This is a genomic window from Lysobacter sp. M2-1 (genome assembly GCF_022662495.1).
Classification (GTDB): Bacteria; Pseudomonadota; Gammaproteobacteria; order Xanthomonadales; family Xanthomonadaceae; genus JAKPBU01.
In genome coordinates, this window is the sequence record NZ_JAKPBU010000001.1 from 1,626,297 (window position 1) to 1,647,081 (window position 20,785).

The 20,785-nt window shown below is 68.1% G+C and carries 18 protein-coding genes; 11 read left to right on the forward strand and 7 right to left on the reverse strand.

What is annotated here, in order from left to right; translation table 11 throughout:
* Positions 1 to 19 precede the first annotated feature (19 nt).
* From MC375_RS07100 to MC375_RS07120, 5 genes are all read left to right on the forward strand, one after another.
* Entirely contained in the window at positions 20 to 1,078 is a 1,059-nt protein-coding gene (locus tag MC375_RS07100; RefSeq protein WP_242102594.1) for an efflux RND transporter periplasmic adaptor subunit, read from the forward strand.
* Complete coding sequence (locus tag MC375_RS07105) at positions 1,071 to 4,310, forward strand: efflux RND transporter permease subunit (protein ID WP_242102595.1); 3,240 nt, start codon at positions 1,071 to 1,073, stop codon at positions 4,308 to 4,310. The genes MC375_RS07100 and MC375_RS07105 overlap by 8 nt, the downstream gene beginning before the upstream one ends.
* 20 nt (positions 4,311 to 4,330) lie before the next feature.
* Entirely contained in the window at positions 4,331 to 4,810 is a 480-nt protein-coding gene (locus MC375_RS07110) for an OsmC family protein (RefSeq protein ID WP_242102596.1), read from the forward strand.
* Positions 4,807 to 5,244 carry a thioredoxin TrxC gene (gene trxC / locus MC375_RS07115; RefSeq protein WP_242102597.1) on the forward strand — a complete coding sequence of 146 codons (438 nt, stop codon included), beginning with the start codon at positions 4,807 to 4,809 and terminating at the stop codon, positions 5,242 to 5,244. The genes MC375_RS07110 and trxC overlap by 4 nt, the downstream gene beginning before the upstream one ends.
* A gap of 95 nt (positions 5,245 to 5,339) precedes the next feature.
* Positions 5,340 to 6,578 carry a cation:proton antiporter gene (locus MC375_RS07120; protein ID WP_242102598.1) on the forward strand — a complete coding sequence of 413 codons (1,239 nt, stop codon included), beginning with the start codon at positions 5,340 to 5,342 and terminating at the stop codon, positions 6,576 to 6,578.
* A gap of 24 nt (positions 6,579 to 6,602) precedes the next feature.
* Here the strand turns inward: MC375_RS07120 and MC375_RS07125 are convergent, their stop codons facing one another.
* A complete protein-coding gene (locus MC375_RS07125; RefSeq protein ID WP_242102969.1) occupies positions 6,603 to 7,418 on the reverse strand; it encodes an endonuclease/exonuclease/phosphatase family protein in 816 nt (271 codons plus the stop codon).
* 115 nt (positions 7,419 to 7,533) lie between these two features.
* Between MC375_RS07125 and MC375_RS07130 the strand changes: the two genes are divergently transcribed.
* The 4 genes from MC375_RS07130 to MC375_RS07145 all read left to right on the forward strand — a co-directional run bounded on the left by MC375_RS07130 (position 7,534) and on the right by MC375_RS07145 (position 11,556).
* A complete protein-coding gene (locus MC375_RS07130) occupies positions 7,534 to 7,788 on the forward strand; it encodes a DUF2798 domain-containing protein (protein WP_242102599.1) in 255 nt (84 codons plus the stop codon).
* Between the two features lie 40 nt (positions 7,789 to 7,828).
* The gene (locus tag MC375_RS07135; RefSeq protein WP_242102600.1) at positions 7,829 to 9,655 is read left to right on the forward strand and encodes an alpha-amylase family glycosyl hydrolase; all 1,827 of its coding nucleotides are present in this window, start codon (positions 7,829 to 7,831) and stop codon (positions 9,653 to 9,655) included.
* A 42-nt stretch (positions 9,656 to 9,697) separates the two neighbouring features.
* Positions 9,698 to 10,687 carry a hypothetical protein gene (locus MC375_RS07140; RefSeq protein WP_242102601.1) on the forward strand — a complete coding sequence of 330 codons (990 nt, stop codon included), beginning with the start codon at positions 9,698 to 9,700 and terminating at the stop codon, positions 10,685 to 10,687.
* A gap of 86 nt (positions 10,688 to 10,773) precedes the next feature.
* Complete coding sequence (locus tag MC375_RS07145) at positions 10,774 to 11,556, forward strand: lytic transglycosylase domain-containing protein (protein WP_242102602.1); 783 nt, start codon at positions 10,774 to 10,776, stop codon at positions 11,554 to 11,556.
* A gap of 126 nt (positions 11,557 to 11,682) precedes the next feature.
* On the opposite strand, the gene MC375_RS07150 is transcribed toward MC375_RS07145, so the two are convergent.
* On the reverse strand, positions 11,683 to 12,873 hold the full coding sequence (locus tag MC375_RS07150) for a PQQ-dependent sugar dehydrogenase (protein ID WP_242102603.1): 1,191 nt from the start codon (positions 12,871 to 12,873) through the stop codon (positions 11,683 to 11,685).
* A 115-nt stretch (positions 12,874 to 12,988) separates the two neighbouring features.
* Between MC375_RS07150 and MC375_RS07155 the strand changes: the two genes are divergently transcribed.
* On the forward strand, positions 12,989 to 13,471 hold the full coding sequence (locus MC375_RS07155) for a hypothetical protein (protein ID WP_242102604.1): 483 nt from the start codon (positions 12,989 to 12,991) through the stop codon (positions 13,469 to 13,471).
* A 10-nt stretch (positions 13,472 to 13,481) separates the two neighbouring features.
* Here MC375_RS07155 and MC375_RS07160 read toward each other — a convergent pair whose 3' ends face one another.
* The 5 genes from MC375_RS07160 to MC375_RS07180 all read right to left on the reverse strand — a co-directional run bounded on the left by MC375_RS07160 (position 13,482) and on the right by MC375_RS07180 (position 19,096).
* Complete coding sequence (locus MC375_RS07160; protein WP_242102605.1) at positions 13,482 to 14,744, reverse strand: cation:dicarboxylase symporter family transporter; 1,263 nt, start codon at positions 14,742 to 14,744, stop codon at positions 13,482 to 13,484.
* Positions 14,745 to 14,860: 116 nt separating this feature from the next.
* Positions 14,861 to 15,598 carry a L,D-transpeptidase family protein gene (locus MC375_RS07165; RefSeq protein WP_242102970.1) on the reverse strand — a complete coding sequence of 246 codons (738 nt, stop codon included), beginning with the start codon at positions 15,596 to 15,598 and terminating at the stop codon, positions 14,861 to 14,863.
* Positions 15,599 to 15,651: 53 nt separating this feature from the next.
* Positions 15,652 to 16,497 carry a MurR/RpiR family transcriptional regulator gene (locus tag MC375_RS07170; RefSeq protein ID WP_242102606.1) on the reverse strand — a complete coding sequence of 282 codons (846 nt, stop codon included), beginning with the start codon at positions 16,495 to 16,497 and terminating at the stop codon, positions 15,652 to 15,654.
* A 9-nt stretch (positions 16,498 to 16,506) separates the two neighbouring features.
* Positions 16,507 to 17,604 carry a dipeptide epimerase gene (locus tag MC375_RS07175; protein WP_242102607.1) on the reverse strand — a complete coding sequence of 366 codons (1,098 nt, stop codon included), beginning with the start codon at positions 17,602 to 17,604 and terminating at the stop codon, positions 16,507 to 16,509.
* 85 nt (positions 17,605 to 17,689) lie between these two features.
* Positions 17,690 to 19,096 (reverse strand): SH3 domain-containing protein, encoded by a 1,407-nt coding sequence (locus MC375_RS07180; protein ID WP_242102608.1) that lies wholly within the window; start codon positions 19,094 to 19,096, stop codon positions 17,690 to 17,692.
* A 171-nt stretch (positions 19,097 to 19,267) separates the two neighbouring features.
* On the opposite strand from MC375_RS07180, the gene MC375_RS07185 reads away from it, so the two are divergent.
* Positions 19,268 to 20,782, forward strand: a complete 1,515-nt coding sequence (locus MC375_RS07185; RefSeq protein ID WP_242102971.1) for a transglutaminase-like domain-containing protein — start codon at positions 19,268 to 19,270, stop codon at positions 20,780 to 20,782.
* The last annotated feature ends 3 nt before the right edge of the window (positions 20,783 to 20,785 follow it).

The window sequence follows — 20,785 nt, forward strand, 5'->3', positions numbered from 1 at the left end:
GATCCGCAGGAAATTTCTCGTGGCAGCCCTGCTGCTCGCCCTGACCGCTTGCGGCAGCGAGCCGCCGCAGGCGGGATTGCCACCATTGCCTGCGTTGCAGACGGTTGTGGCGCGGGCTGCGGACGACACGCACGGTCGCAGCTGGGACGGCGTAGTCGAGGCCGTGCAGCAGGCGGTGCTGACCGCGCAGACCAGCGGGCGGGTCGTTGAGGTCGACGTCGACGTCAACGACCGGGTCGTGGCCGGCCAGGTGCTGTTGCGCCTGAGCGCGGTCGAGCAGCAGGCCGGAGCGAACACCGCCCGGGCGCAATTGCGCGCTGCGGAGGCTGCGGCGGTCGAGGCCGAAGCCAACTACCGGCGCTTCGCCGCATTGGCTGCGGACCGATATGTTTCCCGCGCCCAGATCGACCAGGCGCGCGCAAGCCGGGACAGCGCGAACGCCGCGCGCGATGCCGCGCGTGCGCAGCTCGCGCAGGCCGGTCAGCAGGCCGACTACACCGTGGTGCGTGCGCCCTATGCCGGAATCGTCAGTGCGCGCGAGGTGGAGCCGGGCGAGAGCGTGGCGCCGGGCCAGGACCTGCTGTCCGTGTACGCGCCCGGCGCGTTGCGCATCCAGGTGCAGGTGCCGCAGTCCGATGTGGCCGGCATCCGCGCCGCGAATCGCGCGCGCATCGTGCTGGGCGACGGACGCATCCTGGATGCCGCGCAGGTGATCGTATATCCGGCCGCGGACCCTTCCACCCATAGCGTGGCCGTGCGGGTGATGCTCCCCGATACCGCGGATGCGCCGCAGCCCGGCGTCACAGCCAAGGTCGTGTTTCCGATTGCAGGCGACACCGGCCTGGTGCGCTTGCCTGCCGCCGCAGTCGTGCAGCGTGGCGAGCTGAGCGCCGTCTACGTGCTGGCCACGGGCAATCGCCTGGTCCTGCGCCAGGTGCGGCTCGGACGACGGATTGGCGACGAGTTCGAGATCGTCGCCGGGATCAAGGCGGGCGAGAAGATCGCGCTCGATCCGGTCGCGGCCGGGCAGGCGCTCGCCGTGCAGCGCAAGGCGGTCGCCGGAGTCGGACATGGCTGACAGCACCCGGATGGGACTGTCCGGGCGAATCGCCGCCGCATTCCAGTCCAATCCGCTGACCCCGATCCTGGCGATCATGGGCCTGATGCTGGGCCTGGTCGCGGTGCTGATCACGCCGCGCGAGGAAGAGCCGCAGATCGACGTGACCATGGCCAACGTGTTCGTCCCCTTCGCCGGGGCCAGCGCGCGCGACGTCGAGCAGTTGGTCAGCACGCCGCTGGAACAGAAGCTGTCGGAAATCGAGGGCATCAAGCACATCTATTCGATCAGCCGTCCGGGCATGGCGGTGCTGACGGTGGAGTACACCGTGGGCGTGGAGCGCCAGCCGGCGATCGTGCGCCTGTACAACCAGGTCTATTCCAACCAAGACTGGATGCCGGCCGGTGTCGGCGTCGGGCAGCCGCTGATCAAGCCCAAGGGCATCGACGACGTGCCCGTGATGGCCCTGACCGTGTGGACGGACGACCCGCAGCGCGGCGCCGCCGAGCTGGCCGAGGTCGCGCACACGCTGGAGACCGAACTCAAACGCATCCCCGGCACCCGCGACGTCTACACCATCGGCGCGCCGGATCGGGTCGTGTCGGTCACGCTGGATCCCTCCAGGTTGGCCGCATACGGCCTGGCGGTATCCGACCTGACCCAGGCCCTGCAGGCGGCCAATGCGGTGCGCCAGGTCGGCGAGCGCATCGGTGCGCAGGGCCCGGTGCCGGTGACGGCGGGCCGGTTCCTGGCCAGCGCGGACGAGGTCGCCGAGCTGGTGATCGGCCTCGATGGCGGCCGCCCCCTGCACCTGGCCGACGTCGCGGACGTGCGCGCCGGCGGCGACATCGCCCTGCGCTACGCCTGGCACGGCGCGCCCGCCGGGCGCGAGGGTCCGGCTTCCGGGCTGGCGCCTGCGGTGACGATCGCGGTGGCCAAGAAGCCCGGCAGCAACGCCGCCGATATCACCGGCGCGATCGCGACGCGCCTGGACCAGCTGCGCGGCGAGCTGATTCCCGAGGGCGTGCATGTCACCGTCACCCGGGACTACGGGCTCACCGCCACCGACAAGGCGCAGAAGCTGATCCAGAAGCTGGCGTTCGCCACCGCTTCGGTGGTCCTGCTGGTGCTGTTCGCACTCGGCTGGCGCGAGGCGATCGTGGTCGGCAGCGCGGTCGTGCTTACCCTGGCGATCACCCTGTTCGCCTCGTGGGCGATGGGGTTCACCCTCAACCGCGTTTCGCTGTTCGCGCTGATCTTCTCGATCGGCATCCTGGTCGACGATGCGATCGTGGTGGTGGAGAACATCCACCGGCACATGGTGCGGGGCGGCAAGACCCTGCGCGAGGCGATTCCGCCGGCGGTGGACGAAGTGGGCGGACCGACCATCCTGGCCACCTTCACCGTGATCGCGGCATTGATGCCGATGGCCTTCGTCTCGGGCCTGATGGGGCCCTACATGCGCCCGATCCCCATCAACGCCTCGGTGGGCATGCTGATCTCGCTGGCGGTGGCGCTGGTGGTGACGCCGTGGCTGTCGCTGAAACTGCTGTCGCGGCATGTGGCGACAGCGGAGCAGGAGGCACACAAAACCGCGGACTCCCAAGGCGGGGAAACGCGCCTGCACCGCCTGTTCGGCGCCATCATGCGACCGTTCCTGGACCCGGACGCGGGCAGCCGCCGGCGCAAGCTGCTGTTCGCCGGCATGGCCGCGCTGGTGGTCCTGGCGGCGTCGCTGACGGTGCTGCAGTGGGTGGTGCTGAAGATGCTGCCGTTCGACAACAAGTCCGAGATCCAGGTGGTCGTGGACCTGCCCGAAGGCAGCACGTTGGAAGACACCAATGCGCTGCTCGTCGACCTGGCAGCCGTGGTCGACACGGTGCCCGAGGTGCTCGATTACCAGGGCTATGCCGGCACCGCGGCGCCGATGAACTTCAACGGCCTGGTGCGGCAGTACTTCCTGCGCAGCGGCAGCAACGTCGGCGACCTGCAGATCAACCTGGTCGACAAGCACGAGCGCGACCGTCAGAGCCACGAACTCGCGCGCGCGCTGCGCCCGAAACTGGCAGAAGTCGGCGTGCGCCACGGCGCGTCGGTGAAGGTGGTGGAGGTGCCGCCCGGGCCGCCGGTGCTCTCGCCCGTGGTGGCCGAACTCTACGGCCCAGATTACGCGCGCAGCCGCACTCTGGCGCTGGAGCTGGAAAAGCGCTTCCGCAAGACCGAGGGCATCGTCGACGTCGACACCAGCGTGGAGAGCGATGCGCCGCGCGAAGTGCTGACCGTGGACCGCGAACGCGCCGCGCGCCTGGGCGTGCCGCAGGCCTCGATCGCCGACGCCCTGGCCGCCGCGGTGTCGGGGCTGGACGCGACCTACGTGCACGATGGCAGCTCCAAGTACCCGCGCGCCGTGCGCCTGCGCCTGCCCGCGTCGGAGCAGGCCGGCATCGAGCGCCTGCTGGCGCTGCGGGTACGCGGTGGGGAAGGGCAACTGGTGCCGCTGTCGGAACTGGTGAGCGTGCAGCGTGCGCCGTGGGACGGCGCGATCCATCACAAGGATCTGCTGCCCGTGGTCTATGTCACCGCCGACGAGGCCGGGCGGCTGGACAGCCCGCTGTACGGCATGTTCGATCTGGTCGGGCAGCTGCGCGATGCCAGGGTGGGCGGACAGCAGATCGCCCAGACCTTCATCGCGCAGCCGCAGGACACCAGCGATTTCGCCGTGAAGTGGGACGGCGAGTGGCAGATCACCTACGAGACCTTCCGCGACATGGGCATCGCCTACGCGGCTGGCATGGTCCTGATCTACCTGCTCGTGGTCGCGCAGTTCCGCAGCTATCTGGTGCCGCTGGTGATCATGGCGCCGATCCCGCTGACCGTGATCGGCGTGATGCCGGGCCACGCGCTGCTCGGCGCGCAGTTCACCGCCACCTCGATGATCGGCATGATCGCGCTGGCCGGCATCATCGTGCGCAACTCGATCCTGCTGGTGGACTTCATCAACCAGTCCGTCGCCGCCGGCCGCAGCGCGGCGGACGCGGTCGTGGAAGCCTGCGCGGTGCGCGCCAAGCCGATCGTGCTGACCGGATTCGCGGCGATGCTGGGGGCGTTCTTCATCCTCGACGATCCGATCTTCAACGGCCTTGCGGTGGCGTTGATCTTCGGCATCCTGGTCAGCACCGTGCTCACGCTGGTCGTGATCCCGCTGCTGTACTACGTGCTGCTGGCGGCGCAGGCGCGCCGCGCCGTGGCCTGATCTTGCTACCGGAGAACACGATGAGCGTAGATGAAGCGATCCGCGTCACCCTGGAACAGGAGGACGATTACGCCTTCCGCATCCGGTTCGACAAGGCAGGGATCGCGCCCCTGCTCGGCGACGAAGCCGCCCCGTTGGGTCAGGACCGCGGTCCCAATCCCTCGCGGCTGCTGCTGGCCGCCGTCGCCAATTGTCTCTCGGCCAGCTTGCTGTTCGCGCTGCGCAAATACAAGAACACGCCGGGCCCGGTGCGCGCCGAGATCACCGCCACGCCGATGCGCAACGCCGAAGGACGCTGGCGCATTCCCAAGGCCTTCGCCGAGATCCGTCTGGCCGAGGGCGGCGAAGCTCACGAACACCTGGACCGGATCCTCGAGCAATTCGAGCAGTTCTGCATCGTGACCCAGAGCGTACGCGAAGGCATCGATGTCGAAGTGACGGTGAAGGACGCGCACGGCCGGGTGCTGCTCGGCAACAAGAGCTTCGAAGCCGGATCATGAGCGACACGATCCTTGTCGTGTGCCCGCACTGCCACGCGCCCAACCGGGTGCCGCTGGCGCGGCTGTCCGAAGCGCCGGTGTGCGGACGCTGCAAGCGCGCGCTGTTCGATGCCCAGCCGGTGGCGCTGGATGCGGCCTCGTTCGAGACTCACGTCATGCGCGGGGAGCTGCCGGTGCTGGTCGACTTCTGGGCGCCATGGTGCGGGCCGTGCCGGATGATGGCGCCGCAGTTCGAGGCCGCCGCCGCGCAGCTGGAGCCGCGGGTGCGCCTGGCCAAGGTCAATACCGAGGCGGAGCCCGCGCTGGGCGCACGCTTCGACGTGCGCAGCATTCCCACCCTCATCCTGTTCCGGCAGGGGCGTGAGGTGGCGCGCCGGGCCGGTGCCAGCGGCGCGGCCGGCATCGTGCGCTGGGCGCGTTCGCAGCTGTCCTGAGGCGCGCACTGCGGGTCCAGTTCGCCCAACCGCAGGGGAGCGACCGGCTGCGATAATCGGCCCGGCCCGCCCGGGCGCCGACCGGTGATTCAGCCATGCAGCACTCTGTAACCACGACCGAACTGTTCCTTGTCGCGATGGCGATCATCTTTTCGGTGCCCTACCTGGTATGGCGGGTGGCCCGCACCGAGTATTTCGCGCCCCTGGTCGTCGTGCAGATCGTGGCCGGCGTGCTGCTCGGGCCGGGTGTATTGGGACATGCGTTCCCCGAGTACTACGCCACGGTCTTCACCAAGGACGTGATCACCGCACTCAATGGTGTCGCCTGGTGGGCGGTGATGCTGTTCGTGATGATCGCGGGCATCGAGCTGGACGTGCGCAAGGCCTGGAGCAGCCGGCGCGAAAGCGGGATCACCGCCGGGCTCGCACTGGGAGTGCCGCTGCTGTTCGGCTGCGCCGCGGCGACGGCCCTGTCGCTCTTCCCCGGGTGGATGGGTGCACGGGCGCAGTCCTGGCAGTTCGTGGTGGGCGTGGGCATGGCCTGCGCGGTCACCGCGCTGCCGATCCTGATCCTGCTGATGGAAAAGCTTGGCCTGCTGCGCCAGCCGATCGGCCAGCGGATCCTGCGCTACGCCAGCCTCGACGATGTCGCGATCTGGGGCGTGCTCGCGCTGGTGCTGATGGACTGGGAACGGATCGGTCGCCAGGGCGCGTTTCTGGTTGCATTCGCCGTGGCCTGCATCGGCTTCCGCGCGCTGATGCGGCGCCTGCCCGAGCGCGATCGCTGGTACGTGGCGCTGGTCTGGCTGGCAGCCTGCGCGTTCGGCGCGGACTGGTCGGGCCTGCACTTCATGGTCGGCGCTTTCCTGGCCGGCGTGGTGATGGATGCGGAATGGTTCGACCAGGAAGCGATGGACAAGCTGCGCCACCACGTGCTGCTGGTGCTGATGCCGGTGTTCTTCCTCAGCACCGGGCTGCGCACGTCGTGGACGCTGGGCGGCAGCGTGGTGTTCCTGGTGGCAGGCGTACTGCTGCTGGCATCGGTGAGCGGCAAGCTGACCGGTGTGCACCTGGCGGGACGGATCCTGAAGTGGCCGCGTGGCGAAGCCTCGATCATCGGCTGGCTGCTGCAGACCAAGGCCCTGATCGAGATCATCTTCGCCAACATCCTGCTCGACAAGCAGCTCATCACCAGCGAGATGTTCACCGCGCTGCTGCTGATGGCGGTGGCCAGCACCATGCTGACGGTGCCGGTCGTGGCGCCGAAGCTGCGACGCGCGCTGCTGGACAAGGCGAGTCGCATCGGTATCGTGCGTCCGGCGGATGCGCCCTAGACAGCCGCGAGCCCGCGACCGCCTTCAGCGCAGTTCGACCAGCAGCGGGAAATGATCGGAGGGATAGCGGCCAGCCTCGTTGGTGTCGAGCGTGGTGGCGGACAGCACCTCGAAGCCGCGCACCAACACCCAGTCGATGCGCTGGTCGGGCTGGCCGGTGAAGCCGTGGAAAGTGCCCTCCGGGCCTGAACGCCGCGCCGCGACGGTCCAGGCATCGCGCAGGGCCGATGTCGCCGCGGCATGGGTCGGGCTGCCCGGTGGGGTGTTGAAGTCGCCGGTCACCACCACCGGCACGTCGGACGGCAATGCGGCGATGCGCGACAGCAGCAGGCGCGCGCCGCGCACGCGCGCGCCCTCGTCCTCCTCACGGTAGGGCAGGTGGGTGTTGAACAGGTAGAAGCGTCGGTCGTCGGAGATACGCTGGAACAGCGCCCAGGTGACCATGCGCGGATAGAGATTTCCCCAGCTGATGCTTCCAGGCACTTCGGGCGTGTCCGACAGCCAGAAATCGCCCGCCTCCAGCACGCGCAGGCGGTCGCGGCGATAGAACACGCCCATGTGTTCGTCGCTGTGGTCGCCGCGCCGGCTGGTTCCGAACCAGGCATAGTCCGGCAGCTGCGAGACCAGGTAATCGCCCTGCGGCTTGTGCAGCTCCTGGGTGCCGATCACATCCGGGTCCGCGTCGCGGATGGTTTTCGCCGCCAGGGCGCGGCGCGCTTCCCAGCGGTTGGGTCCGTCGGACTCCACCGGCAGGCGCACGTTGAAGCTCATCACCCGCAGCGTCGGCGCATCGGTCCTGGTGGGTGGGGCCGATGCGCAGGCGGACAGCAGCATCAGCATGAACAGCGCAAGCATGCGGCGTGGAAGCGTCATGGTTCCGGGGCACTCCGATGGCCTGGGGCGAGGATAGCGTCTGCACTGCGACACTGTGACGACGTCGTGCGAGACTGCCCTCGTGCCCGAGCTTCCCGCCTCAGACCCCGGATCCGACCCCGCGTCCAGGCGCGCCCGGCGCCTGCTGCCGGCCTGCCTCGCGGTATTCATGTCGGCCTTCGTCGCCGCCGTGGTGACGGCGATCAACACGGGCGTGGACCGGGGCTATCCGGCGCGCTGGCTGCTGGCCTGGATCATCGCCGGGCCGGCCGCGATCGTGGCTGCATACGTATTCCGGCCGCTGGCCTGGCGCCTGGCGCGTCGCTTGGCGCGCTAGCCGGCTTATGCTCGCGGGCCGACTCAAACGGAAGCCCCGCATGTCAGCCATCGCCCGCATCGGATCCGCATTCGCTCTGGCTGGCCTGCTTGCGGCCGGGTACGCGCCGGGCGCATCGGCGCAGGATGCCGGCGCGTCCTATCGCGGCCGCCTGCCGCAGGACGAAGTCGTGTATTTCGTACTTCCGGATCGCTTCGCGAACGGGTCACCCGACAATGACCGCGGTGGCATTCCCGGCGAGCGTCTGCAGCACGGTTTCGACCCGACCCACAAGGGCTTCTACCACGGTGGCGACCTGGCCGGATTGCTGTCCAGACTCGATTACATCCAGGCGCTTGGCGCCACCGCCATCTGGCTGGGCCCGATCTACAAGAACAAGCCGGTGCAGGGGAGGCCGGGACGCGAATCCTCTGGCTACCACGGGTACTGGATCACCGATTTCACCCAGGTCGATCCGCATTTCGGCACGCGCGAGGAATTCAAGGCGCTGGTCGACGCGCTGCACGCGCGCGGCATGAAGATCTACCTGGACATCATCACCAACCACACCGCGGACGTGATCAAGTACCGCGACTGCGATGCCGACCCGTGCCCCTATCGCGCGCTGGCCGACTATCCCTACACCCGGCGTGGCGGTATCGACGGCGCGCCGATCAATGATGGTTTCCTCGGGGACGATGCGGCGCACCAGGACGCGGCAAACTTCGCGCGGCTGCGTGATGTCGACTATGCCTACCAGGCCTACGTGCCCGATGGCGAGCAGGATTCCAAGACGCCGGCCTGGCTCAACGAGCTGCGCTATTACCACAACCGCGGTGATTCCACCTGGAAGGGCGAAAGCGTCACCTACGGCGATTTCTCCGGGCTCGACGACCTGCTGACCGAACATCCGCGCGTGGTCCAGGGCTTCATCGACATCTTTGGACAGTGGATCGACGATTTCGGGATCGACGGGTTCCGCATCGACACGGCCAGGCATGTGAAGCCCGAGTTCTGGCAGGCCTTCGTACCGGCGATGCTGGCGCGGGCCAAGGCGCGCGGCATTCCGAATTTCCACATCTTCGGCGAGGTCTACGATCCGGATCCGGGCATGCTGGCGCGCTTCACCCGCGTCGACCGCTATCCGGCAGTGCTGGACTTTGCGTTCCAGTCGGCGGTGGCCGATGCGATCGCAGGCAAGGCGGGCACGGACCGGCTGGCACGGCTGTTCTTCTTCGACGCTGATTACGAAGGCGGCGCGCCGGCGGCGCTGCAGTTGCCCACCTTCCTCGGCAACCACGACATGGGGCGCTTCGCACATTTCGTGCGCGAGGCGCGTCCCGGCGTCGGCGAGGACGAATTGCTCAAGCGGGTCGAACTGGCGCATGCGCTGCTGTTCCTGGCCCGCGGCGTGCCGGTGATCTATTACGGCGACGAGCAGGGATTCGCCGGCGACGGCGGCGACCAGGACGCGCGCCAGGACATGTTCGCCAGCCAGGTGGCCTCATACAACGACGACGCCCTGGTGGGCAGCATGCAGACCACGGCGGTGGAGAATTTCGCCAGCGACGGCCCGCTGTTCCGGACGATCGCGCGGCTCGCCGGGCTGCGCCGCGACGACCCCGCGCTGCGCCGCGGCGAGATGCGCGTGCGCTACGCCGGCGACGCGCCGGGGCTGTTCGCCTTTTCGCGCCTGCTCGATGGCGCCGAAACGCTGGTGGCGGTCAACACCGGCGACAAACCGGTGTCCGCGCAGGTGCTGGTCGATGCAGGCTCGCAGCGATGGGAATCCGCGGCCGGCAGCTGCACTCCCACCTCATCGGCGCCGGGCAGCGTCCGCGTCGAGTTGCCGCCGCTGTCGTATAGCGTGTGCCGGGCCAAACCCTGATACTGGCGGCGGGGAACGCGCCCGAGGGCGACAGGGGGTCTCATGCTGAAGGAAGTGCTGGCCGTGCTTGCGCTGGCCTGGCCGCTGGTGGCCATTGCGCAACAGGACGACGGTGCGGACGCGACGGCCGAGACGATCGAATGGCCATTGCCGTGGAAACAGGGCACGAGGATCGAGTACGACCAGAGTTACCGCGCAGTCGAGAGCCGCGACGGCAAGCAGGTCGCGATCACCGGCAGCGACCGGATCGTGCTCGAGATCGTGCGGGCCGACGAGGCCGGCTTCGTGCAGCGCTGGACCAGTACCGATCCCAGGATCGAGACGGGCGATCTTCCGGAGAGTCTGGCGGCGACGCTCAGGGCCACGATCGAAGCCATGCGCGACCTGGCGATCGACGTGCAGCTCGACAAGGAAGGCGCGTTCGCCGGCATCGCCAATCTGGAAGAGATCCACCCGCGCTACCGCGAGGCAATGCGCGAAATGGTCGAGAACCTCACCGCGACGGGCAAGCCCGACGCCGCCGCGAAAGCGGCCGTGGACCGCATGATCGACATGCTCACTGCCAGGCCGGTGCTGGAACAGCAGCTGGCTGACATCCCCGCAGCCTACAACTTCGTCTCAGGCGGTGGGCTGGAGCTGGATGCCGAGTACGAGTACGAGGACAGCGGCACCAATCCGCTGGGTGGCGAGCCGATCCCGATGCGCAACCGCCTTCATCTCACCACGGCAGACGATCCCCGGTTCCATGCACTGACCTGGGAAGTCGAGCCGGACGCACAGGCGGCCTCGGCACTGGCCGCACAGGCAGCCGAACAGATGCTCGCGCCTCAGGCGTTCGGGCAGGACGCGGGCGCGCAGGAGAAGCTGCAGCAGGCGCTGGAGCAGGCGCGCGCCGACGCGAAGTTCACGACCACCGTGAGCTATCTGGTCGACAAGGCGACCGGCGTGATCGAGCGCATGGAACAGGTCGAGGTCAAGCGGTTCGGGGGCAAGGACCAGAAGACTACGACGCTCCTGCAGCGTCGTCACTGAGTTCAATCGCGGGGTCAGGACGCAGTAACCGCCGCACGTCGGGCACGTGCGCAGGCGGTTCAGCTTCCGCGCCTAGAATGCGCGCCATGCTGTCCCGCGGCCTGCTCCTGCTGATGTTGTTTGCGGCCTGCGCCCTGCCGGTGCAGGCGCGCACGGTGTATCGCTGCCTGCGCGATGGCACGGTCAGCCTGGCGACGGCGGCCGAGCCGGGTTCGAAGTGCGAGGCGAAGCAGATCGAGGACCATCCGGCCAAGGTCACCAACATCTGGGGCGACCTGGGCGTGATCCACGGCACGCTGTACGAGTGGGAATCCGAGGGCAAGACCATCTACACCACGCGCAACCTGCCCGGCGCGAAGCCCTACCTGAAGTTCACCGTGGAAACGCCCAAGGGTTCACCCGCGCACGAAGGCCTGGGCAAGGTCGGCAAGCCGCGCCTGGACATGTACGCCTGGCAGTTCAAGGCTGCGGCGAAGGCAAACAAGCTCGACGATGCCTGGCTGCGCGCGATCGCCCACGCCGAAAGCGGATTCGAAGCCGATGCGATCTCGAGCAAGGGCGCGCAGGGCGTGATGCAGCTGATGCCCGAGGTGGCGCGCGAATACGGCGTCGCAAATCCGTTTGCCTCGTCCGATTCGATCAATGCGGGGGCGAAATATCTGCGCAGCCTGCTGCGCCGCTACAACGGCGACCTGACCCTGGCCGCGGCGGCCTACAACGCCGGCATCGGCGCGGTGGCGAAGTTCGGCGGTGTGCCGCCGTACCGGGAGACCCTGGCCTACGTGGGCAAGGTGCGCGCCCTGCACGAGCGCTACCGCGCCGCGATGAAGCTGCCGCCGCTACCGGGGCCGCTGCGCGCGGCGGAATGATCGCGCCACCGATCACCTGCCCACCGCGACTGCTGCAAGCCGCCGCAGCGGCCCTGGACATAGACTTGGCGTGGTTAATCCGGCTTGCCGGCTCATCCGTCGTAGCGGAACGACACAGTAAGAATCTCACCCCGCCGGCATCAGCTTGAGCAGCCGTCCGCCACCGCCGTTGCGCTCGTCCTCGAGCAGCCAGACCGCGCCATCGGGACCCTGTTCCACTTCGCGGATGCGCGCGCCCATCTCGTAGCGGGCGGCTTCGCGCGCGCTGTCGCCGTTGACCTGCACATCGATCAGCGCTTGCGAGGACAGGCCGCCGATCAGCAGATCGCCCTTCCAGTCCGGAAACAGATCGCCCGAATAGATCACCAGCCCGGCCGGCGAGATCACCGGGTTCCAGCTGGTCGCCGGCGCGTGGAATTCCGGGCGCGTGTCGTGGTCGGGGATCGGCCGGCCGTCGTAGTGGTCGCCGTTGGACACGATCGGGTAGCCGTAGTTGTCGCCGCGCACGACCAGGTTGACCTCGTCGCCGCCTGCCGGCCCCATCTCGTGTTCCCACAGCCGGCCCTGCGCATCGAACGCGATGCCCAGCACGTTGCGATGGCCGAGCGTCCACACCTGGGAGGCGATCTCGCCCTGACCGGCGAACGGATTGTCGGTCGGCACGCTGCCATCGTCGTTGAGGCGCACGATCTTGCCCAGGTTGGACTTCATGTCCTGGGCCGGATCGAACTTCTGGCGCTCGCCAGAGCTGATGAACAGCGATTTGCCGTCCGGCGAGAAGACCATGCGATGGCTGTAATGACCACGTCCACTCACTTTCGGCACCTGCCGCCAGATCACCTTCACCTCGGACAGCGCTCCGGCGCCGCTCGCGTCCAGGGTGAGTTTGCCGCGCGCGACTGCACCGCCACGGGTGTCGCCATCGCCGGCTTCGGCATAGCTCAGGTAGACCAGGCCGTTGCTGGCGAACTGCGGATGCAGCACCACGTCACCCAGCCCGCCCTGTCCGCCGTGGTCGACCTCCGGTACTCCGCTGACATCGCCGGTCTTCTTCGATGCGATGTCGAACAGCTTGAGCTGGCCGGTCTTCTCGGTGACCAGCAGGCGCCCGTCCGGCAGGAAGGTCATCGCCCAGGGCTCGTCGAACTCAGCGAACGGCGTCGCCGTAAACGGTTTGCCGGGGGAGCGTTCCGCGGTGCCGGCCTGCGCCGTCTGCGCTGGCTGATCTGTCTCGGGCGCCGAATCGGCAGTGGCGGCGGTGCCGTTGCAGGCGACGAGTACCAGGGCGAGGCAGGTGGTCAGGGGCGCAATGCGCATGGCGATCTCCGAAGGAAGGCAGGCGGGCGTTGTAAACAAGCCGGTGCAAGCGCGCCGTGATGCCGCGCAAGGCGGCGGCTGCTAACGTGCCGAGTGTCTTCCCCCGGAGCGTCCCATGTCCAATATGTCCCTGACGATCCTGTGCGTGATCCTCCTGGCAGCCGGCTGTACGCGTACCCCGCCGGCACCGGAACAGGACACACCGGCTCCTGCCGCAGCAGCGAAGCAGCCGCCCGCGTCCGCGTTGGAAACGCCGCCGCCGATGCCGTCGAACGGGCAGGCCGATGCGAATGTCCCCGCCTTCGCCGACAAGGTCTGGCGCGTGGTTTCATCGACCGGCGTCGAACCGGGCACGACCTACGCGTTTCTGGCCGACGGCACCCTGGTGATCGAAAACCCGATCGGCAATCCGCCCGGCTACGGCAAATGGCGTTACCAGGACGGCAAGCTGTCGATCGAGGAGGAAGGCATCGCCTATCCCACCGACATCCTGCACATGGATGGCAACCGGCTTGAACTGCGCAGCCACAATCCTGGTGGCACTCTGGACATCATCCTGGAGCACGTGCCCGGCGCCACGTTGCCCGAAGCGCCGTAGGCCGGGGTCGTCAATCCGACGTCGTTGTCGGATCCGGGGCCGCATCGGGGCTCGCGCGCCGCGCCACCACCGCGGTAGCGGTCAGGTCGCCGGTGACGTTGCCCACGGTGGCGAACACGTCGGGAATCGTGTCCAGCGCCAGCAGGATGCCCAACGGTTCCAACGGCAGATGCATCGCCTGCGCCACCGGCAGGTTGGTGGCCATGAAGATGGCCTGGCCCGGCAGGCCCACCGAACCCATGCTCACCACGACCGCCAGTGCCGCGCCGCCCGCCAGCGTCACCGGATCGAGCGGAATGCCGTAGGCCCAGGCGATGAACGACGCCACGCAGATGTACTGCACCGGGCTGGTGATGCGAAACAGCGACACCGCCATCGGCAGCACCAGCGATGGCACCGCGACCGGATAGCCCAGCCGCGTGCGCGCCGATTCCATCATCGCCGGCAGCGACGCCAGCGAGGACTGGGTGCTTGCCGCGATCGCCTGCGCGGGGATGATCGCCGATGCAAAGCGGCCGAATCGCTCGCGGCCGGCCAGCACCGCCACCGGATACAGCAGCAGTGTGGTGATCACATACATCACGATCAGCAAGGCGATGTAGTACCCCAGCGCGGCCAGCAGGCTGTGGCCCACGGTCGCGGTGACCGCCAGCGCCAGCGCGAATACGCCCAGCGGTGCGGCCAGCAGCACCCAGCGCACGATCACGATCATGGTGTCGGCGATGCCGTGGACGATGCGCAGCAACGCAACGCGCCGCTCCTCCTCGATCCGGGTCAGGGCGAAGCCGAAGAACAGCGAAAACACCACCAGCGGCAGCATCGCCCCGGCCGCAGCCGCAGCGACCGCGTTGCTGGGGACCACGCCGGCGAGCCACTCTGCGAGTCCGGCGGTTCCGGCGGCGGCTTCGGTGGGTGCCATCGCACCCCGCAGCGCCTGCACCAGGTCCGGATTGCGCGGCAGCAGCGCGAGGAAGGTGGGGGCAAGCACGGCCGTCAGCGCCGAAGCCAGCGACAGCAACACCACGAACACGATGACCGCAGTGCGCGCCGTGCGTCCCGTGGAGGCAGCGCTGCGCGCGGCGTTGATGCCGATCACGATCATGGCTGCGACCAGGGGCACCACCGTCATCTGCAGCGCGTTCAACCAGACCTTGCCGATGGGCTGGGCGATGGCCGCGACGCGCGCTGCCGAATCCGCATCCCAGAAACCCAGCGCCAGGCCGATCAGGGCGCCAAGGGCGAGGGCGAGCAGTACGCGGGTGGTGTTGGACATCAATCGACCTCGGATGTGGGCAGGGAACGGAACGGCGCTGCGAGGATTGTGGGGGCGACATAAGTCGCGAGCTTTTTGGGGGGAAGCGTTCGCGACTTACGTCGCTCCTACGCACATCAGGGCAGATCCCAGCTCTCCTGCAGCCGCTGGTATTCGACCTCCGGCAGCAACACGAACACAGGCTGCATTTCCGGTTTCAGCCAGCGGTACAGCCGCGCCATTGATTCGGGCGCCATCGCGGTGCAGCCCGCGGTGGGTTGGCCCGGCGCTTTCCACAGATGGGCGAAGATGCAGCTGCCGCCGCTTTTGATCGCTGCGGCGTTGTGCAGGATCACGAATCCGTTGCGGTAGCGCTCGTCGCCCTGGTTGTGCAGGTCCAGGCGCATCGGCTCGGTCGAGCCTTCCACCGCCGCCGCGCCCACCTCGCGGGCGTCGACGATGCGGTTGTACAGTGGCGAAGCAGGTACATCCATGCACCAGCTGTCCGCGTGCATCTGCTGGTAGGGCAGGGCCGTGTCGGCGCGCGCCGCGTAACCGAAGGCCGGGCCGATGGCGAACACTCCGGCGGGAGCGCGACCGTCGCCTTCGCGTTTCTGCACGCCAGGCTGGGTCGGGTGCAGGCCCACGCCCCAGGCGCTGCCGCTGCGACCGACGGTGATTGCGACGCTATCGCCCTGTTCCTGCCAGCGGCCGCCGGCGCTGCGTTCGTAGGTGCGCAGCAGGCCCTGGGTCGCGTTCCAGTCGGCAGTGGTCACCAGGATCAGCTGCCGCGACTGCGACCATGCGTTGCCGCCAGATGCGCGCCCGCCCTGCGTGGCACAGGCGGCGAGAGCGAACGCGTAGATCAGCGCGATGGTTGCGGTCAGGATTCTGGACGACACGAAGCCACTCCGGGCCTGCAGGGGATTCAAGTATCCAGCATCGGCTGGATGCGTTCGAGGTTGGTCTCCAGCTGGTCCAGGCGTCCGCGATCCTCGCACAGCACCAGGCCGACCAGATCCAGCAGCTGCTGCAGTGCCGCCTGATACAGCATCGGCTCGACCTGGGTCCGCTCGTCATGAGCCGAAACAAGCAGCGACAGGTTGGCGTGCGCACGCAGCGGATTGGCGCTGTGCCGGGTGATGGTGACCACGGTGCCATGGCGTTCGCGGAACAGCTGGCCGATCCGGCACAGCGAGGCCTGGCGACCGTGTTCGGAGAATACGAACAGCACATCGCCGGCGCCAGCCGACGAGACGCCTGCCGGCATCATCACCGGATCGAAGTGATAGATCGCCAGCACGCCGAGCAGCGACAGCTGCATGGCGAAGGCGCGGGCATGGATCCCGTCACGGCCCAAGCCGATCACGAACACCTTGTCCGCGCCGCGGATGGCGTTGGCGATGGCGTCGATCTTCTCCGGCGGGTTGAGCGAGCGGGTCTCGGCCTCGGCGCGCGCCTTGGCGTGCCAGAGCTCTCCGGCGAGGGCCGCATGCGGATCGTCGGGGTGATCCGCGGCAACGTCGCCGCTCTCGGCGCCATCGCCGCGCGCCAGCGATTCGCCGATCGAGAACTTCAGGTCCGGATAGCCCTTGAAGCCGAGTTTCTGGCTGAACTTCACCACGCTCGACTGGCTGATCCCCAGCGCGTCGGCGAGCTGCTGCGAGGAGTAGTCGCGCAGCAGCTGGGCGTTGTCGAGCAGGAAGTCGGCGATGCGCCGCTCGATCGCCGACATGCTGTCGCGCTCGGCGCGGATCCGGAGCAGGGGCGACATGTGCGTGGCTCAGCCGGGAATCGGTTCCAGGCCGCGGATCTCGCGGATCCCCAGCCCCGGTGCGTCGGAGATCGAGATCTCCGACTCGTTGAAGGTCACGCCACCATCGACCGGGTCGAACCTGGCGAGCGAGGGCCCGTCCAAGTCGACCTTGGTGATGACGTCCGCCTTGGCCACGGCCAGGTGCACCGCCGCCGCCACGCTGATGCTGGTCTCGATCATGCAGCCAATCATGCACTGGACACCGTACAGCGCGGCGATGTCGGCGATCCGCACCGCGTTGGAGATGCCGCCGGTCTTCATCAGCTTGATGTTGATGATGTCGGCCGCGCGGCGCTCGATCAGGTCGATCACCTGCAGCGGCCCGAACACGCTTTCATCAGCCATCACCGGCGTATGCACCCGGTCGGTCACGTACTTCAGACCGCTGATGTCCTGTGCCTTCACCGGCTGCTCGAGCAGTTCCAGATGCACGCCCGCTTCTTCGAGCAGATGCATGGCGTGCACCGCCTGCTTCGCGGTCCAGCCCTGGTTGGCGTCCAGCCGCAGCAAAGCCCGCCCTTCGACCGCGGCATGGATCGCCTTGACCCGCTCGATGTCCACGCCGATGTCCTTGCCGACCTTGATCTTCAGCGACTCGAATCCGCGATCCACGGCCGAAATCGAATCGGCCACCATCTTGTCGATGTGGTCGACGCTGATGGTGATGTCGGTGGTGATTACCGGCTCGCCGCCGCCGAGCATCTGGTACAGGGGCGCGCCGTAGAGCTGGCCCCACAGGTCGTAGACCGCGATCTCGACCGCGGCCTTGGCGCTGGTGTTGCGCTCCAGCGCGGTCTGCACGATGCGGGTGATGCGGTTGAGGTTGGCGATGTCCTCGCCCACCAGACGCGGCGCGATGTGCTTGCGGATCGCCTCGATGATCGAGCCATGGGTATCGCCGGTGATCGGCGCGGTGGCCGGCGCCTCGCCGTAGCCGACGTTGCCGCTGTCGGTATGGATGCTGACCACGATGTCCTCGACGGTATCCACCGTGCGCAGCGCGGTCTTGAACGGTGTCTTCAGCGGCACCCGCAGCATGCCCAGCCGGATCTCGGTGATCTTCATCGTTTTCCTTGTTGCGTAGGGCGGGTCTTTAGCCGCCATCGTGTTGTTGCAGTTCGGCTTCGGGTTCGACGGGCCAGGGCCCACCCTACGGCCGGATCCGTTGGATATTGGTCATCCGATCGATGTAGCTGTGCTCCTGGTCGAACCGCAGCGGCGTCAGCGGCGTGACCGAGACGCCGTTGAGGTGCCCGGAGACCAGCCGGCCGTCCGCGCCACGCCAGCTGCCGCCATTGGTGTCGTGGATCACGTAGGGCATGCCCTGGTCGTGCCCGATCACCATCATGACGTGGCCGGGAATGTAGACCAGGTCGCCCACCCGCAACTCGTGCGCCAGTTGCGCGCGCCTGGCCGCGTCGTCGGCCGCGTTCAGGGCGATGCGGTTGAGCGCCGGGCTCACGCCCTGGTCGCGGGTGTTGCGCGGCAGGATCACCCCCATGCTGCGATAGACCTCGGACACGAAGCCGCTGCAGTCGCGCGCGTCGTAGTCGTGGCCCCAGCCGTAACGTTCGCCGAGGAACTTGAAGCCCTGCCGGAGCAGGTTGCCCGGAGTGAGCGGCAGGTAGTCCGGCGACACGTCCGCGGTGCGCGGCAGCAGCGCCGGCGCGATCCGCAGGCGTCCATCCGCGTCGCGCACCGGCAGCTCGATCACGTACGAAGCATAGGCCGCCTGGCCGTTGACGCCGCGCTCCCCGGGAAAGTCGCGCAGCCACGGCACACGCACGCCCATGTCCAGCTGCAGGTCCGACAACGCCGGTTGTTCGGGCGTGGTGGTGGTGCGGACCTCGGCCCCGGTGACCACGAGGTATGGCGTCCTGTCGGCGTAACCGAGCACCGTGGCCTTGTCTCCTTCCGCCACGAAACGCTTCTCGATCCATGCCGCGTAGAGATTGCCGACTACGAACCACCAGTCGCGGTCGCGGCTCTCGTGCACGATCGCCACCGGAGTACCGGGAAAGAACGCGTTCTCCTGGAAGCGGTCGATGTCGGTGTCGCCGATGCGGTTGAACACGCGGGTCCGCGTCGGGAACGTGCGCAAGGGCGCGCGCTGGACGATCAGGCCATAGCGGGTCGGCTGCGACGGCGGGATCGCCGCCAGATCGAGCGCTTCGACCCAGCCGTCCACCCTCGCGACCGCGATTTCCGCGCCGCCCTGGTCGTAGAGCGTGCGCGCCGGGCGCGACGACAGGGCTTCGATCCAGGCGCGCACCTGCGTCGCGGACAGCGCGTCGGGCAAGGTAGCGATATCGCGGGTCGAGGCGTCCATCTGCAGCAGCCGCCGGTTCTGCGCGGCGATCGCGTCGCGCTCGAGGACGATGGCGTCGGGCCTGCGCTGGAGACCAATCCAATAGGCAGGGTCGAGCTGTGCGGTGTCGACGCCGACGACGCCGGTCGCGCGCGTGGTTTCGCGTGCCTGCAGTGCCGGCTGTACCAGCAGCAGCGCGATGGCGGCCAGCCCGATCCAGCGTCCCAACGCCCACCTGTGCCTGGTCATTGCAGCCTCGCGGGCAAGCGGCCCGAGGGCATCATGGAATACATATTTCTTGATTTGCAAGTTCCTAGAATAAATTATTGACGCCCCCCGGACGCCGTGTTACACAGCGATGACGGGGGATCACAGGGCAAGGGGACGAGACCGGTGCAGCGCGGCACGCCCCAGACAACGATGCGGGTCGGCGGCAGGGCGGTTCCGGCCCTGCTGTATGCCTGCCTGCTGGGTCTGGCATGGGCGCAACAACCCGCCCAAGGCAACGACCCCGAAGCGCAGGTGCTGGCACTGATCGACGCGGGGCGCTTCCGCGACGCCGAAAGCGCCATTGCGCAGGCCCAGGCCAGGCCGGGCATCCCCTCCGACCAGCGCGACCGCCTCGGTTTCCAGCGCGAGCGCATGCGCCGGATCCTGCTCGACTTCACCCTGGACCGGGCCGCGCTCGAGGCCGGCGTACGCAAGCAGATTCCCGACCTGACCGATGCCGAGTTCGGCCGCTGGCTCGCAGCCGGCCTGTTCGAAGCCAGGACCATCGACGACAGGACGCTGTACTTCAAGCGCGCCCCGTCCAACCTGTTCCGCCTGAGCGCCGAAGCGCTGGGCAGACGCGATCCGAAGCTGCCGCCGATCACCGACGGACCCATGGAAACGCTCAACCCGCACCAGCGCGCGATCCGCGATGCGGCTTTGGAACAGGGCCGCACCAGCGTGCGTCCGCTGCGCGTACGCATGACCCAGACATTGACCGTCGACGCCGACGCGGTGCCGGCCGGGGAAACCGTGCGCGCCTGGATTCCGTATCCGCGTGCGATCCCGGGCCAGCAGCAGGACATCCGTGCCATCGACAGCCAGCCGGCGCAACGCAGCATCGCGCCGGAATCCGCGCTGCAGCGGACCGCGTTCCTGCAGCAGCCGGCGGTGGCGGGCAAGCCGACCACGTTCTCGGTCAGCTACGAGCTGACCATCTTCGGGCGCCACCACGCCATCGATCAGGACCGGGTGGTGGCCGCCACGATCACACCGGATCTGCAGCCCTTCGTGCAGGAGCGCGCGCCGCATGTGGTGTTCACCGATGCGATGCGCGCCTATTCGCGCAAGGTGGTCGGCGGCGAAACCAACCCCTACCGCATCGCGCAGAAACTGTTCGCGGCAGTCGACACGATTCCATGGGCCGGCGCGCTGGAATACTCGACCATCGGCAACATCAGCGACTACGCCCTGCACGCCGGCCATGCCGACTGCGGCCAGCAGACCCTGCTTCTCATCACGCTGTTGCGGCTCAACGGCATCCCGGCGCGCTGGCAGTCGGGCATGGTCTTTTCCGACAGCGCCTACGACAACATCCACGACTGGGGCCAGCTCTACCTCTCGCCGTACGGTTGGGTGCCGATGGATGTGACCACCGGTCGCCTGTCCGCCGACAAGGGCACCGGCGACGACCCGTCGATGGAATGGTTCTACCTGGGTGGCCTGGACAACTGGCGCATCGCCTTCAACGACGACTGGTCGCGCGATTTCGTCCCCGCCAAGCGCCACTTCCGCTCCGACACCGTCGACTCGCAGCGCGGCGAAGTCGAGTGGGACGGCGGCAACCTGTACTACGACCAGTGGGATTACAGCTTCCAGTGGCGGCTGCTGCCGCTAGACGCAAACGACAAGCGCACGGCCGTAGCCGTGAAAGACAACCAGTAACGC

Excerpts from the sequence above, each read along its gene's own strand:
- MC375_RS07180 (WP_242102608.1), bottom strand. The coding sequence starts at position 19,096 with ATGACCAGGCACAGGTGGGCGTTGGGACGCTGGATCGGGCTGGCCGCC.
- MC375_RS07125 (WP_242102969.1), bottom strand. The coding sequence starts at position 7,418 with ATGCTGATGCTGCTGTCCGCCTGCGCATCGGCCCCACCCACCAGGACC.
- trxC (WP_242102597.1), top strand. The coding sequence starts at position 4,807 with ATGAGCGACACGATCCTTGTCGTGTGCCCGCACTGCCACGCGCCCAAC.
- MC375_RS07120 (WP_242102598.1), top strand. The coding sequence starts at position 5,340 with ATGCAGCACTCTGTAACCACGACCGAACTGTTCCTTGTCGCGATGGCG.
- MC375_RS07135 (WP_242102600.1), top strand. The coding sequence starts at position 7,829 with ATGTCAGCCATCGCCCGCATCGGATCCGCATTCGCTCTGGCTGGCCTG.
- MC375_RS07140 (WP_242102601.1), top strand. The coding sequence starts at position 9,698 with ATGCTGAAGGAAGTGCTGGCCGTGCTTGCGCTGGCCTGGCCGCTGGTG.
- MC375_RS07175 (WP_242102607.1), bottom strand. The coding sequence starts at position 17,604 with ATGAAGATCACCGAGATCCGGCTGGGCATGCTGCGGGTGCCGCTGAAG.
- MC375_RS07105 (WP_242102595.1), top strand. The coding sequence starts at position 1,071 with ATGGCTGACAGCACCCGGATGGGACTGTCCGGGCGAATCGCCGCCGCA.
- MC375_RS07185 (WP_242102971.1), top strand. The coding sequence starts at position 19,268 with ATGCGGGTCGGCGGCAGGGCGGTTCCGGCCCTGCTGTATGCCTGCCTG.
- MC375_RS07155 (WP_242102604.1), top strand. The coding sequence starts at position 12,989 with ATGTCCAATATGTCCCTGACGATCCTGTGCGTGATCCTCCTGGCAGCC.
- MC375_RS07170 (WP_242102606.1), bottom strand. The coding sequence starts at position 16,497 with ATGTCGCCCCTGCTCCGGATCCGCGCCGAGCGCGACAGCATGTCGGCG.
- MC375_RS07110 (WP_242102596.1), top strand. The coding sequence starts at position 4,331 with ATGAGCGTAGATGAAGCGATCCGCGTCACCCTGGAACAGGAGGACGAT.
- MC375_RS07150 (WP_242102603.1), bottom strand. The coding sequence starts at position 12,873 with ATGCGCATTGCGCCCCTGACCACCTGCCTCGCCCTGGTACTCGTCGCC.
- MC375_RS07160 (WP_242102605.1), bottom strand. The coding sequence starts at position 14,744 with ATGTCCAACACCACCCGCGTACTGCTCGCCCTCGCCCTTGGCGCCCTG.
- MC375_RS07145 (WP_242102602.1), top strand. The coding sequence starts at position 10,774 with ATGCTGTCCCGCGGCCTGCTCCTGCTGATGTTGTTTGCGGCCTGCGCC.